Source organism: Sphingobacteriaceae bacterium GW460-11-11-14-LB5, assembly GCA_002151545.1.
GTDB lineage: Bacteria > Bacteroidota > Bacteroidia > Sphingobacteriales > Sphingobacteriaceae > Pedobacter.
Genome location: CP021237.1, coordinates 1,264,305 through 1,279,380 on the forward strand (window position 1 = coordinate 1,264,305; position 15,076 = coordinate 1,279,380).

General features: G+C 41.1%; 10 protein-coding genes. 8 read left to right on the forward strand and 2 right to left on the reverse strand.

Going from position 1 to position 15,076, the window contains the following annotated elements; genetic code table 11:
* Positions 1-482: 482 nt before the first annotated feature.
* The 8 genes from CA265_05285 to CA265_05320 all read left to right on the forward strand — a co-directional run bounded on the left by CA265_05285 (position 483) and on the right by CA265_05320 (position 13,658).
* On the forward strand, positions 483-3,605 hold the full coding sequence (locus CA265_05285; protein ID ARS39117.1) for a SusC/RagA family TonB-linked outer membrane protein: 3,123 nt from the start codon (positions 483-485) through the stop codon (positions 3,603-3,605).
* Between the two features lie 8 nt (positions 3,606-3,613).
* Positions 3,614-5,173, forward strand: a complete 1,560-nt coding sequence (locus tag CA265_05290) for a RagB/SusD family nutrient uptake outer membrane protein (protein ID ARS39118.1) — start codon at positions 3,614-3,616, stop codon at positions 5,171-5,173.
* Between the two features lie 33 nt (positions 5,174-5,206).
* On the forward strand, positions 5,207-6,016 hold the full coding sequence (locus tag CA265_05295) for a hypothetical protein (protein ARS39119.1): 810 nt from the start codon (positions 5,207-5,209) through the stop codon (positions 6,014-6,016).
* 120 nt (positions 6,017-6,136) lie between these two features.
* The gene (locus tag CA265_05300; GenBank protein ID ARS39120.1) at positions 6,137-8,287 is read left to right on the forward strand and encodes an ABC transporter substrate-binding protein; all 2,151 of its coding nucleotides are present in this window, start codon (positions 6,137-6,139) and stop codon (positions 8,285-8,287) included.
* A 102-nt stretch (positions 8,288-8,389) separates the two neighbouring features.
* Positions 8,390-9,583 (forward strand): glucuronyl hydrolase, encoded by a 1,194-nt coding sequence (locus CA265_05305; GenBank protein ID ARS42894.1) that lies wholly within the window; start codon positions 8,390-8,392, stop codon positions 9,581-9,583.
* Positions 9,584-9,617: 34 nt separating this feature from the next.
* Positions 9,618-10,958 (forward strand): hypothetical protein, encoded by a 1,341-nt coding sequence (locus tag CA265_05310; GenBank protein ID ARS39121.1) that lies wholly within the window; start codon positions 9,618-9,620, stop codon positions 10,956-10,958.
* 80 nt (positions 10,959-11,038) lie between these two features.
* Positions 11,039-12,475, forward strand: a complete 1,437-nt coding sequence (locus tag CA265_05315) for an alpha-L-fucosidase (protein ARS39122.1) — start codon at positions 11,039-11,041, stop codon at positions 12,473-12,475.
* A 46-nt stretch (positions 12,476-12,521) separates the two neighbouring features.
* On the forward strand, positions 12,522-13,658 hold the full coding sequence (locus CA265_05320; GenBank protein ID ARS39123.1) for a glycosyl hydrolase: 1,137 nt from the start codon (positions 12,522-12,524) through the stop codon (positions 13,656-13,658).
* 41 nt (positions 13,659-13,699) lie between these two features.
* Here CA265_05320 and CA265_05325 read toward each other — a convergent pair whose 3' ends face one another.
* Positions 13,700-14,578 carry an AraC family transcriptional regulator gene (locus tag CA265_05325; protein ARS39124.1) on the reverse strand — a complete coding sequence of 293 codons (879 nt, stop codon included), beginning with the start codon at positions 14,576-14,578 and terminating at the stop codon, positions 13,700-13,702.
* Positions 14,579-14,747: 169 nt separating this feature from the next.
* Positions 14,748-14,927, reverse strand: coding sequence for a hypothetical protein (locus tag CA265_05330; GenBank protein ARS39125.1), 180 nt, complete (start codon positions 14,925-14,927; stop codon positions 14,748-14,750).
* Between the last annotated feature and the right edge of the window lie 149 nt (positions 14,928-15,076).

Here is a 15,076-nt window from a genome sequence, read left to right on the forward strand (position 1 = left end):
GAAATAACATCTGCGCAGAGACCTTATGCCTATAACTGCTGAATTGTATTCTGTCAAATGGTTGATTATTATGCTATTAAATTGCGTAGCATGCTATTATTGATACCGGGTCCGTTTAAAAGCTATTTTGACATCATTATCGTAAACAGATTTTAAATTTTTATTCCCATTCCCAGCTCTATTGCTTTTCTAAACATAGGTGTCGGGTAATAATTATAGGCATTTCGATCAGAAAGCTATTTTCAAAATGTAGAGGAGCTATTGCCAAAATAGTTGATTAGTTCGCCAATTCTTGCATCAACTATTTCTTGTTTTATCCTTTAATTGCATTAACCAAATATAAAACTAAATCGTATGAGTAACAGAAATTACCCAGGGTTTGAGAACCATTGGCGTTACATCAATAACTTGTTGTGCGCCACCCATCGGGCCAATCAGCCCGTCTATCCAGTCGACTTTCTACTAACTTTTAATTCAGGGATATGAAAGGAAGATTTACACGATTTTTTCCCGCTGATCTGACTTTGCTGAAGGTAGCGGTATTTGCATGTATGCTAACTTTGACGAGTATTTTTAATGTTTCTGCTCAGGGGCAAACAAAAGTATCTGGAACTGTTAAAGACCGTAGCGGGGCAGGCCTCCCGGGCGTAACGGTAAGGGTGAAAGACCAGACTGGCGGAGTATCTACTGATAACGACGGTAAATTTACCATTTCAGTAGCCCCAAATGCCATTCTGCAATTTAACATGATCGGTTATAACACTGTTGAAAGGAAAGTTGGCGGCGGAGCAATCAATATTGTACTGGAAGATGCTTCAAATGCGCTAGATGAGGTGGTTGTAATCGGTTTTGGCGGCAAGGTTAAAAGAAGCGACCTTAGTTCAGCAGTTTCTTCTGTTTCCGCCAAAGATATACAGGAGCGCCAACCTGTAGACTTATTGAATGCCTTACAGGGGAAAGCCTCAGGCGTAACTGTAACCACCGATGGTGGTCCTGGAGGCGAAGGAACCGTTCAGATTAGAGGGGTAACTACCTTAAACGGTGGCGCAGGTCCGCTTTATGTGGTTGATGGCGTAATTACAGACAATGGTAGAAACATCAATCCATTGGATATTGCAGGCATTGAAATCCTGAAGGATGCAGCTTCTGCGTCTATTTATGGTGCACAAGCCGCTAATGGTGTGATTTTGATTACGACAAAAAAAGGGATTGAGGGCAAGCCCAGGGTAGATGTACAGTATACACACCTGTTTGGCAAACTGGCACATAAACTCCCGCAGAGTAATTCTGAGGAGGTTAGGGCTTTTAGAAGGTTACAGAACGGAGGATTGATCACGGCAGGCTCGAATACAGATTCATTGAACGTTTCTTTTAATTCAGATAATGATCTTCAGGATTTGTTGCTGGGTAATACCGGTCAGCGAAACCAGGTCAATGCAAGTTTGGCAGGAGCCTCAAAAACTTTTAACTATTATTCGAGCGTAAATTATATCGACGATAAATCTATTGTGATCAACAGTTTTGCGAAATCACTTCAAACCAGATTGAACATCTCTTACCAGGCATTGCCTAAGCTTAAATACACCTCGAATTTTTCGCTTTACTATCAGACCAAAAATGAAATACCCATTGCAAGAACGGTAAATGTTATTTTCGACAGGCCTGCAAACTCGCTGATCTATTATCCGGATGGGGCATTAACGAGTTATATCGCTTCGAAGCGGAATCCTGTGGCCAATGCGATGTATGAGATCAATAAAACCGAAACCTATTCGGCACAGATCAATAACCAATTGGATTTTGATCTCACCAAGCATATCAAATGGACCACACTTTTTAACCTGGCCTATGAGAATCCACAGTATACTTTTTTTGCACCACGGTATGTGAGTCCAAACCGGAATACAAACAATGGTATAAATGAACTGACCAAAAATTTCAGGTATGAAGCGCAGACCTATTTTAACTATAACCAAAAATTTAAAGACCATACCTTAAGCGCAACATTGGGGGCAAATGCCATCCGGAGAACGCAGAGTGTATTTCATTTGGAGTACCTGAATTCAGCAAGTGAGGAAATTATAGTTACCCTTCCTGCTTACCTGACGGGCTCCAAAACTTATACCACTGGTACAGCCAACACCAATCAGGCTATTTTTGCCAGGGTAAACTATGATTATAAAAGCCGGTATTTTGCCAGTGCAGTATACCGCAATGATGGTTCGTCGCGTTTTGGCCCCGAGAACAAACGCGGATCCTTTTATTCGGGATCAATGGCCTGGCGTTTTTCTGCAGAAAAGTTTATGGATTGGTCCAAGTCATTTCTTGATGATGCCAAAATCCGCGCAAGTTATGGAAGGGTTGGTAACGATCAGATCGAGGATTATGGTGCCATTACCAAAGTACAGTTTGAGGGAAATTACAATGGGATAGGTGGGGCAGCCTATAATACCACGATAGGCAACAGCCTGATTAAATGGGAAACCGGCATCCAGAAAAACCTGGGATTGGATCTTACCTTTTTGAAAGGAAGATTGAACTTCACCGGCGAACTTTATGAGAAGGAATCAAAGGACTTGTTATATCAGCGCCAGCTGGTTAAAGAAACAGGTTTTTCAACAGTTATTGTTAACCTTGGTTCTATTGTTAATAAAGGTATTGAATTCACCGTTTCCGGTACGCCAATATCCAAAAAGAATTTTTCATGGAACATAGATGCGAACATTTATTTCGAAAGGGGTACCATTAAGGAACTTGCAGGCGGCGTTCCGTTTATTGCAGGCAACAAATGGTATGTTCAGGAAGGTGGAAAAATTGGAGACTTTTATGGATGGAAAAACTTAGGGGTTTACCAATGGAACGAATCTAATGCCTATAACGATAGCTGGGATAAACTGACGGTGGTATTGGGCGCTGATAACAAACCTTTGTATGTGAACGGAAAACCACAGTACACTTTCAACGGACAGCCTTATAACGGAACCGTTCATAACCTATACGATCCTTCCGGTAAACTTGTTGGAGGAGATACCGAATGGGCAAATATCAAAAGGGATAGCCTGATTGATGATGGTGACCGTCATGTGATCGGCAATGCCCAACCCAAGTTCAATATTGGTTTTGGCAACACATTTAACTATAAGAGATTTTCACTGAATGTATTGTTCAATGCATCTATAGGTGGAGACATTTATAATACCTTGTTGTATAATGCAAACAATCCATCTAATACAGGTCCTGGTAACCCGGATGTGCTGTACAATTCCTGGCAAAAACCTGGAGATATCGCAAAGTACCCTTATTATCCAAACAGACCTTCCAGGGGGAATTTAAAAGCTAATGGCAATAGTGCCTACCTGGAAAGCCGTTCTTTTATCAGGCTTGCCAGTATGAGGTTTGCCTATAGTATGGATCCGGCCCTTGCAAAACGGTTGTATCTCAAAGGAGTAACAGCATTTATATATGGCACGAATTTATTAACGTGGACCAACTATAAGGGTTATGATCCTGAATTTAGCACTTCTAACCCCTTAACCCCCGGCGATGATACAGGGAAATATCCCAAAAGAAGAGAACTTGGATTTGGTTTAAACATCAGTTTATAATAAGCAACATGAAAACAATAAAATATACCTGTATTTTTATGCTATTGCTCACTATGGGCAGTTGCAAAAAGTTTCTTACAGAAGCTCCTGTTTCGCAGGTGTCGAGCGATAAATTCTACAAATCAAAATATGATATTGATGCCGCAATGGCGGGCATGTATTCTGCTTTTCAGCTCACTATGGTGGGCGAATCGCAGTTTAACGACCGCTACCACTATTGGGGCGAATTCAGGTCAGATAATTTCGACCGTTTTCTTTCTTATACCACTACCTACACAACAGAGATTGCACTTAATGCCCTTACCACAGATAATCCCTATGCCGATTGGTCAAGGCTTTATACCGTGATTGCCAGGGCAAACAGCAACATTAAATATATACCAGGGGTGCCAGCTTTAGATAATAATGTTACCCAGGCAATTGTTAATGCAAACCTGGCGCAGTCTTATGCCATTAGGGCAATTTCTTATTTTTACCTGGTGAGGGTTTGGGGCGATGCGCCAGTTTGGTTAGAACCCTACGAGGATAGTCAGGTTGCAGCCGAGCGGGAACGGACTAAGGCAGCGCAGATTTTAGACGAAGTGATCATCAAGGATTTAAAAACAGCATACGATCTCACCGTTAAAAATCAGAATGCATCGGTCTACTATATGAATGAAGGTGCTATTTGTGCAGCCCTGGCAGATGCGTATATGTGGAAAAAAGATTATACCAATGCTATCCTCTGGATCAATAACCTGTTTAAAGCCAGAAACCCTAAAGGCGCACTTTACACGGGTACATCTGATGCCAACCTGGAGCCAACAGCCAGCTGGAAAAGTATATTTACGGCCCCTGCAGCGAGCGTAGAAACCATATGGTCTATCCACTGGGATTTTGCCACAAACAGTTGTGCCTGCATGCAGATATCTTTTTCTCCTAATAACAGACAGATGCAACTTGATCCGCTTTTATACGCAAGTTACTTTTTGCCTCAAACCCAGCCTGTTCATACCAACGATATCAGGCCTAAACAAACATTAGATGTGTATGCAGTTGCAAATCCTAGCCTTAACAACCGTGATCGTTTCCTGAAATTCTATCCAAGTCCTTCAAACCCGGTTGGTGCAATACCCACTACAGAATTAAACCTGTATTACAATCAGAATACAGCTGTTTACCTGCCAATGTACAGGTTATCTGATATTTATCTGCTCTACGCAGAAGCACTTAACGGAAACAATGATCTGCCAAATGCACTTAAATATTTAAATTTTGTGCGGAAAAGGGCCAATGTAGATCAGTATCTGGCAACCGATGTTAAGGTAAATGCTAAAGCTGCAATGGAAAATACAATTTTGGAGGAGCGTCAATATGAGCTCATCGGCGAAGGCAAACGCTGGTTTGATCTGGTAAGAACAAACAAAGTGAAAGAAATTATGGATCCCGTGTTAAAAGACCGTCAGCTTCGAAATGGTAATACTGACATAGTCGGTTTTACAGATGTGCGACGTTCTTACTGGCCATTAAGCAGGGCTGTAATGAATTCCAATAAAAAACTGGTGCAGAACCCTGGTTACGGTGAGTAATGATTAATTTTTTAAAATTACGCCTGACTAACGTTGCAGGCTTTTAATGATATGAAAATGAAAGTTTTTAAAAATAGAATATTGCCATCAATCTTATTGATTTTGATGGCGATTAGCCAAAGCGGCTGCGGAAAAATGTTTGGTTTGGACCGTCAGAAGGATTATGATTACGTGAAGAAAACGCTTGATCCCAACATCGGGGTATCGGCCCGTAAGTTTTTGGAAGACAGGGCAACTGGTACTGGTATGGCAACCGATGCAAATGATACCGTTTTTAAGTATATGAAACTCGGCCTGGAATATGCAGGCATAGACCTTGCAGAATATGAAAAAAGTGATCGTACCTTCCTTTTCTTGCATAACCTTGGGGTAAGGGTATTACCTACAAAAGTAACCAATGGCGTAACAGTAACAACCAGTAACATACCAACAGCAGGTTTATGGTTCGATTTTCCTATTGTTACCGGCATTAATCCTACTACAGGCCTGCCAATAACGAAACCAGCTACCAAATGGAGTGATTACCCCAAAGAAGATGTCAAAAATTATTTCTTATACCTGATTGGACAGGGCAAGTATAATTTCGATAATCTCAATGCCAATAATGTGCCTGTAAAATCAATTCTGCCGGCAAATGCGGTATTATCCAAATCATCCATGTTGGGTTATGCCAACAACGGTAAGGGCTTTGACGAAAACGGGATCTTTTATCTAAAAATATTGAATAACAGCGACCAGGCGCCAATTGTGCATAACAACAGGACTAATGATCGAAGTGCAGGTTATGTAACCACCAATGGTATTGTCCACGTTTTTGGCGCATCGCTGGCCCCCTCATTGTAATTTTATCTAACAAACCGGGTATATATCAACTATGCCGGTTTGTTGTATTTTTACCTTAATCTTTAAAAGAATGTAGCCCCAGTTGAGTTCTAATTATTTGTATTTGCCCACAAAATCCTTATGAAATTATTCAGATTGCCATTTTTTGCCTTGCTTCTTCTTCACCTGCATTTTGGTTTGAAAGCCCAGGAAATAGCTTGGACGCAAATAGAGCCCGGAGTGTGGAAAGGCGTATTTGGTGCTCCGGAAGCTTATGATCTTTTAAAAGTTTCGGGCGCTAAACCCAATCACGAATCATTAAGCAAATTAGGTCAGGCAACATTTCCTTTCTCTGAGCAGGCAATCAAAGCCCAGCTTAATGATGGCAAAACCTATTTAAGAATCCCGCTTGATAAAACTGAGCAGTTATATGGTTTTGGATTGAATTTTCAAACCATACATCAGCGGGGGAAGATTTTGGAACTGCACGTAGATCATTACGGTGGAAAGGATAATGGCAGAACACATGCCCCGGTTCCTTTTTATGTTTCATCTAAGGGGTATGGTGTCTTTATCAATTCGGCAAGGTACCTTAAAGTATGGGCCGGAACAGGTATGAGGAAAGACAGTAAAGATTTTCCGGTACCAAAAGATAGAAATGCTGACAAAAGCTGGTCATCCCGCAACAATGGAGATGAAGTGGAGATTTTAGTTCCAGCGGCAGGCGTAGAAATTTACGTCTTTGCAGGGCCTAAACCGTTGGATGCCGTTAAAAGATACAATTTATTTAACGGCGGTGGTTATTTGCCGCCACGGTGGGGCCTTGGTTTTACACAAAGGGTAATGACACGTTCAACTGCTGCGGATGTAGAAAAAGAAGTCAATAGCTTTGAAGAAAAGGGATATCCATTAGATTTTGTAGGCCTTGAACCTGGCTGGCAAAGTAAAGCTTACCCAGGAACTTTTTCGTGGGATAAAAATAGGTTCGCCGAACCTGCTGGTTTTGTAAAAAACATGCTGGACAAAGGGATCAGGTTAAATCTTTGGATTAACCCTTACGTTTCGCCAGATGCACCGTTTTATAAAGAAATCAGGCCCTTAACCGCTTCACATACCGTTTGGTTGGGTGCTGTGCCAGATTTTAACTTGCCAAAAGCACGACAGCTTTTCTTTGGTCAATTGCAAAAAGACCAGGTAGCGATTGGAGTAAGTGGATATAAAATTGATGAGGTCGACGGATATGATTATTATTTATGGCCAGATGTTGCCACTTTTCCTTCGGGTATCAGTGCTGAGCAAATGCGCCAAACTTACGGGCTGCTAATGCAGCGCTACTCTGCTGATATCTTCAAAAACAGTAACAAACGCACCTATGGTTTGGTTAGGGCATCTAACGGCGGTGGAACTTCTTTTCCTTATGTAATTTATAACGATTATTATAACCATGAAGACTTTGTTACCGCCATTATTAATAGTGGTTATGCCGGCGTACTGTGGACACCGGAGGTGAGGGCTTCTAAAACAGGAGAGGAGTGGTTGAGGAGGTTTCAATCCAATGTTTTCTCGCCTATGGCTATGATCAACGCCTGGGCAAGTGGTACCAAACCCTGGACTTATCCTGATGTAGAAAAACAGGTGAAGGAGTATGCTTTATTAAGGATGAGGATGATGCCTTATTGGTATAGCGAATCTGCAAAATACCATTTTGAAGGTATACCGCCTTTTAGGGGAATGAATTTAGAAGAAGGTTTTACACAGGAAGCAAAAATGGAAAAAAAAGCGAATGTTGATTTAGAAGAAAACCCCTATGCAGAAGCTACTTCCAGGGAGATTAAGGATCAGTACATGGCAGGTGAATATTTACTTGTTGCACCAATGTTTACAGGTCAGACTGAGCGAAAAGTAATTTTACCAAAAGGCAGGTGGTATGATTTTTATACTGGTGTTTTTGTCGGCGATGGACAGGTTATCACCGTAACCCCAGGTTTAGATAAAATACCTGTTTATGTCAAAGATGGTGGAATAATCCCATTGATGCCGGCCTTACTCCACTCACCCAAATTAGGCGCGAAAGTAGATCTCGAAATTCGCCACTACGGCCAAAAAGCCAGTGAATATCATTTATATGATGATGATGGAGAAACTTTTGAATTTGAAAGAGGCGCGTTTACCTGGAGGAAAATTAAGGTAGAGCGACTTAAAAACGGCCAGTTAAAAGGAAGTATCTCTATGGCAGAGAAAGGAAAGCCAAATACCATTGGTAAAGTAAGTTTCACCTTTATGACCAGGTAATATGAAATTGATAATCGAAATTTTCATTGCTTCCGGATCATATTTTAAAAGCGGGTTGATGAAACTCCCGGAAGTTCAATTAATCCCTATAAACCCATGATGATGATCAAAATTAGATACCTTATTCCAGCAATTATTTTATTGTTCCTGCAAACCGCTGCTTTTGCGCAGGATATAAATGTTAAAAAAGCCTTTCAACAGGCTGCTGTCCAAACCCAATTGATGTTGCTGGAAATAAAAAAATCGAACGACCCAACTAAACCGGAACTAATTTCTCCACGAACATTAGATCATGGGGTACTTAAACTCGTTGCCAGCAGAGATTGGACAAGCGGGTTTTTTCCGGGTGTATTATGGTATCTGGATGAATATTATAAAACCGATCAATGGAAAACCCAAGCAAGAGCGTTTACTACACCTATAGAAAACGAAAAGAATAACGCTACTACCCACGATATGGGTTTTAAAGTTTTTTGTAGCGTAGGCAATGCATTCCGTTTAACGGGAAATGCACACGATAAAGAGGTTATTATTGCAGCGGCAAAGACCTTGTCAACCCGATTTAACAATAAAACAGGGGTGATCCTATCCTGGGACCATAGCCGGGATAAATGGGTAAACCCGGTAATTATCGATAACATGATGAACCTGGAACTGTTATTCGAAGCCACTAAATTAACAGGCGATTCATCCTTCCATAAAATTGCAGTAAGCCATGCCAATACTACCATGAAAAATCATTTTCGTGAAGATTTTAGCTCCTATCACGTGGTCGATTATGATCCTAAAACTGGCGGCGTAATTAAGAAAACTACTCATCAGGGCTATCGTAATTCATCTGCCTGGGCCCGCGGGCAGGCATGGGGCTTGTACGGTTATACCTTATGTTACCGGTACACTAAAAATCCCGCTTATCTAAAACAGGCAGAAAATATTGCAAAGTTTATCTTCACTCATCCGAATATGCCAAAAGATCTGGTGCCTTATTGGGATTTTGACGCGCCCCACATTCCAAATGAACCAAGAGACGCATCAGCTGCAGCTGTTATTGCTTCCGGTTTGTATGAATTAAGCAGGTACAGCAAGAACAAAACGGATTATTATCAAAAGGCAAACCAGATTTTGAAAAGTTTAAGTACAACTTATGCTGCGCCAGCAGGAACTGCTAAAGGCTTTATTTTATTGCATAGTACAGGTTCAAAACCATCAGATAGTGAGGTTGATGTACCACTGAGTTATGCCGATTATTATTATTTAGAGGCGCTGCTGCGGTATAAAAACTATAAAAAGCAGTAGGACGCTGATTTACAGCATATAAATAACCAAATATATGAGACTGAATTTTTATTTAACAGGAATCCTGATAGTTTGTTCGATCTATGGATCTGCAAAAGATTATAAAATAAGCGCTGCAGCTGAGTTGACTGCTTTAAACCTGTTGCCAGGAGATAACGTCATTCTTAAAAATGGCGAATGGAAAAATCAACAACTGGTATTTAAAGGTAATGGTACACGCTCAAAGCCCATCACTTTTGTAGCAGAGACGGGCGGAAACGTGGTCTTTACAGGGACAGCTTCACTAAGAATTGAGGGAACCTGGTTAATTGCAGATGGAATGTCGTTTAAGGATGGTTTTACAAAAGGTGAAGATGTGATCACATTTTCCGAAAAATCTGCTAATTGCCGTTTAACAAATTCGTCGGTTATAGGTTATAATCCGCCTGATCAGGCTACGGAATATACATTTACCTCACTCTATGGCGATCACAACAGGGTAGATCATTGTTATTTTGAAGGTAAAACCAATCAGGCGCCCACCTTAGTCGTATGGCTTTCAGACCAGCCTAACTACCATCAGATAGACCATAATTATTTTGGTCCACGACCAGATATCGGCGGAAATGGGGGCGAAACCATCCGGATTGGCACAAGCACCTGGTCTATGTATGATTCATTCACAAAAGTTGATGCGAACATTTTCGCGCACTGCAATGGTGAGACTGAGATTGTTTCTGTTAAATCATGCAGGAATACCATATCTAATAATTTATTTTTCGAAAGCGTGGGTACTTTGACCTTGCGCCATGGCAATTACAATGAAGTGTCCGGGAATATTTTCATCGGAAACAAAATTGAAAATACTGGTGGTATCCGCGTAATCGGCGAACATCACAAAGTATACAATAATTATCTGCAAGGTTTAACCGGTACCGGTTTGCGAGCTGCAATATCGGTAATGGATGGACTGCCGAATCCGATTTTGGTAAGCCATTGGCAGGTGAAATATGCAGATATTACGTCCAATACAATTGTAGACTGCAAAGAGGCTTTTTCACTTGGTGCAGGCAAAAATGCTGACCGGATATTGCCTCCACAGAAAGTGGTGGTTACCAATAATCTGGTAAAAGCAGATACTCATCCGGTAAGCTGGGTTGATAAAAATGCTGATGTGATTTTTAACGGAAATGTGTTGGTTGCCACTTCAACTCCACTAAATCTTGATAAAGGTTTTAGTGTTAGCGATGCAAAATTCGAAAAACAGGAAGGTGTCTGGAACATAAAACAGCAAAAAGCCGGAGCAAGGGTAAATCATGACCAGCTTTCAATACTAAAGGCAAAAAATATTGGCCCTAATTGGTTTAAACCAATACAAACAATGGTAGTTAAATAAACTAAATAATAATCAATTTTGGTGATCGTATGCTTAAAAAACAAAGGGTTATAATTTCAATTTCTTAATAAAATAATATGATGAAGAAACTTAGTTGTCTGCTTTTGATATTTACTTTTTCAGTTGCTATTGTAAAATCTCAACAGCAGGTATCGCAAAACGACAAAATGGAATGGTGGCGGGAAGCCCGTTTTGGTATGTTCATCCATTTTGGGGTATATGCCCAGCTGGCAGGCGAATATAACGGACACCAACAGGCCAGAGGTGGTGCAGAATGGATTATGAACAGGATGAAAGTACCGGTAGCAGAATATAAAGCAATAGCAGAAAAATTTAATCCTGTAAAATTCGATGCCGATTTATGGGTTAAAATGGCCAAAGATGCTGGAATGAAGTATCTGATCATTACGGCCAAACACCACGATGGCTTTGCGCTGTTTGATTCGAAAGCAAGCGATTGGGACATTGTTGATGCCACACCCTACAAAAAGGATTTGTTAAAACCTCTTGCCGCTGCCTGTAAAAAATATGGCATCAGATTAGGTTTTTATTACTCTCAGGCACAAGACTGGGGTAATGCTGGCGGTTCGGTAGCCAGAAAGTTAATGGCCGAAGGCTGGCCGAATCCCGATAGCACTAAAATTAACCGTTATACCCAGGAACATAAAGGACACTGGGATCCGGCGCAGGAAACATCGTCTTTTGCGCAATATATCGATCGGGTTGCTGTGCCTCAGGTAAAAGAGCTGATGACCAATTATGGTGATATTGCGGTATTGTGGTGGGATACCCCAACCAACATGACAGATGAGGCTGCCTTAAAGTTACAGGAGCAGTTAAAATTACAGCCCAACATCATTACAAACGATAGGTTAAAACGACCAAACTTCCCGGGAGATACCAAAACACCTGAACAGAAAATCCCAAATTTAAGCGAGCTGGACGGTAAAGACTGGGAAACCTGTATGACCATGAACGGTACATGGGGATTCAGGAATTCGGATACCAACTGGAAATCATCGGCTACTTTGATTCGTAATTTGGTAGATATTGCTTCAAAAGGCGGGAACTATCTATTAAATGTCGGGCCAAAACCAGATGGGTCTTTCCCAGAGGCAAGTGTAGAACGGTTAAAAGACCTGGGCGCCTGGATGAAGATATACAGTGAGGCAATATATGCTACACAAGCCAGTCCTATCCAGTCGCAAACCTGGGGTAGGGTAACCAGAAAGGATCTGGCTAACGGAAATACCACCTTGTATTTTTCTGTTTTCGAGTGGCCGGCAAACGGAGAACTGATGGTGAAAGGTATATCACGCGAGTTGATATCAGCCCGGTTACTGAACAATGGAGGTAAAGTAACCTGGAAAAAAGAAGCAGATCAGGTAACGCTAAAATTACCACCCGGTGCACCCAATCAGGTAGCCAGTGTGATCAAAGTAGAAGTAAAAGGCAAAATGCAGACCTGGCTTGAAGGATCTGGCAAGGAGAAAATGAAAACAGGAGCCATAGATTAGGCAGGCTTTATAAGTCGTTTAGATTGGTTTACTAATCAAATTGAACATGCATATGAAAAAAAATATTATCGTAATCCTGGGATTATTATTTGCTTTTCCCACCATCAGTTTACCGCAGTCAGCAGATTTAAAAAAATGGCCTAAAGGTGTTTCACCAGAAGAAGTAGGTAGTAGAGTTGCGGTCAGGTTTGTAGCTACTCCGCATACCAATTTTAATAAACCAACCCCACCCAGGGTAATTACTTACGCAGAAAGCTGTGCCTGGTACGGTGCACTAAAATTTGCCAAAGCATCGGCAAACAGTAGCCTGAAAAATGAGCTGATCAAAAGATTTGAACCCATGTTCGCTCAGGAAGCCAGTATGATTCCCCCGGTAACAAATGTAGATTATGCCGTTTTTGGAGCTGTGCCCCTTCAGCTCTTTATACAAACAGGTGATAAAAAATATCAGGAAATGGGGCAAGCTATTGCCGATAAACAATGGGCAGCACCAGATTCAGGTGTGAAGGTTAACCCGGACCAGCTGGCCGCTTTTAAAAGTGGCTATACATGGCATACACGGATGTGGATAGACGATATGTTTATGATAACCGCTTTACAGGCCCAGGCCTATAGGGTGACCAAAGATGACAAATATATCAATAGGGCAGCAAAGGAAATGGTATTGTACCTGGATTCACTTCAGCGGCCAAACGGCCTGTTTTATCATGCACCAGATGTTCCTTTCTTTTGGGCAAGAGGCAATGGATGGATGGCAGCCGGCATGGCCGAAATATTAACCTCCCTGCCCGCTAACAACCCCGATCGATCACGGATTTTGAAAGGTTATCAAATAATGATGGCTTCTTTGTTAAAATACCAGGCACCTTCTGGTTTGTGGCGGCAATTGATAGATGAACCCCTATCCTGGGAGGAAAGTTCATCAACAGGTATGTTTGCCTATGCCATGGTGGTAGGAGTGAAAAAAGGTTGGTTGGCTAAAGAAAAATATGCTCCGGCGGCAAGAAAAGCCTGGATAGGGCTGGTATCTTATCTCGATGAAAATGCCAATGTGAAAGAAGTATGTGAGGGTACTAATAAGAAAAACGATAAACAATATTACCTGGACAGAAAAAGGGTAACCGGTGATCTGCATGGACAGGCACCCATTTTATGGACAGCTGCAGCATTAATAGAACCATAGTTTTTAATTTTAACCATTCAGTTATCGCCAGTGCAAATTGGTCAATTTGTACCTTGTGAAATAAATTCTCGCTGATAGCTTAGTGGGCTTTTTCCTGTAGTAATTTTGAAATATTTATGGAAACTGGCCATGTTGTTAAATCCGCTTTCATAACACAATTGTTTGATATTGAGTTTGTTCTCTATCAATAGCCGGCAGGCATGGCCAACCTTTATTTCGGTTAAAAACCGTGAATATGTTTTGCCCGTTTTAGATTTAAAGTACCTGCAAAATGAATTTGGACTGATGACGGCTACACTTGCAATTTCTTCCAGATGTATTTTCCGCCTGAAATTTTCTAGCGTGAAATTGTATATCGCATTAATTTTTATATTGGAGGTTTCATCATAATCCTGCTTAAAACCGATGGAAGAAAGTTTAACAGTTTGATTGCAGTTGGCAATCAGGTTGAGCGCTTCCATTAATAATATGATGCGGGAAGCCCCGTCTGATTCCAGCATCCTTTCAAGCAGGCCGGCTACTTTTACCTTGATTTTACCATTCACTTGCAAGCCCCTTCTGCTGTTTTCCAATAAAGACTTAATGGCCTTGTTTTCGGGCAGGTTCAGGAATTGATCTCCCCAAAAGTTTTCGCTAAAATGTGCCACCCTAACATCAGCCTGTACGTTAGATTGATCTTTGAAATAACAATCATCAAATCTCCAGTAATGGGCAAGATGAGGGCCAACCAGTACAATATCCCCTGATCTAAAGCTTTTGATATTGTCGCCAATAAATTGTGTACCTACGCCTTTTTTTAGATGGATGAGTTCAATCTCCGGATGATAATGCCATTTGTTGTTCATGTAAGGAACCAGGTCTCTCCTCACGCTAAAAGACTGCGTAGGTGTAGTTGAAACTTTTAGTAATTGCGGTTTCATATCTGATTAGGTCTATATTCGGTCTATTAATATACCACAGAATTAGATATCGTTTTGTGGTTATGCCAATATTGTTGAGTCATTGGGTAATATTTTCCTGTTAGAAGATCTTATTCTTTTCGTTGTAAGAATAAAGGACTCAATCTCATCAGGAAATCACATTTATCCATTATGGCCCATTAAATAATTTTTCGGCCAGATAGGGGCTGAAATCCTTAATTCTGCTCGTTTCCATATCCTGTCGCGGCCATACTTTTATGCCGCTAACCGTTCCCTTTTGTGCCCAAACCAATAGCGGGCAGGCTGCAGATAGTATGTAAAATAATAAACCAATTAGCTGCTTTTTCATAATGGAATGATGTTAAAACACAAACATTTAGGGCAATGCTAATCAAAAAAAGAATAAATAAAATAAGGAAAAATAACACAATCGATTGCGGCATACGGAACAATCGATTGTGCTATTTTTAGGGCCTTCCAGGCCATATTCCGCTTAGC

Excerpts from the sequence above, each read along its gene's own strand:
- CA265_05290 (ARS39118.1), top strand. The coding sequence starts at position 3,614 with ATGAAAACAATAAAATATACCTGTATTTTTATGCTATTGCTCACTATG.
- CA265_05310 (ARS39121.1), top strand. The coding sequence starts at position 9,618 with ATGAGACTGAATTTTTATTTAACAGGAATCCTGATAGTTTGTTCGATC.
- CA265_05285 (ARS39117.1), top strand. The coding sequence starts at position 483 with ATGAAAGGAAGATTTACACGATTTTTTCCCGCTGATCTGACTTTGCTG.
- CA265_05320 (ARS39123.1), top strand. The coding sequence starts at position 12,522 with ATGCATATGAAAAAAAATATTATCGTAATCCTGGGATTATTATTTGCT.
- CA265_05325 (ARS39124.1), bottom strand. The coding sequence starts at position 14,578 with ATGAAACCGCAATTACTAAAAGTTTCAACTACACCTACGCAGTCTTTT.
- CA265_05330 (ARS39125.1), bottom strand. The coding sequence starts at position 14,927 with ATGAAAAAGCAGCTAATTGGTTTATTATTTTACATACTATCTGCAGCC.
- CA265_05315 (ARS39122.1), top strand. The coding sequence starts at position 11,039 with ATGAAGAAACTTAGTTGTCTGCTTTTGATATTTACTTTTTCAGTTGCT.
- CA265_05305 (ARS42894.1), top strand. The coding sequence starts at position 8,390 with ATGATCAAAATTAGATACCTTATTCCAGCAATTATTTTATTGTTCCTG.
- CA265_05300 (ARS39120.1), top strand. The coding sequence starts at position 6,137 with ATGAAATTATTCAGATTGCCATTTTTTGCCTTGCTTCTTCTTCACCTG.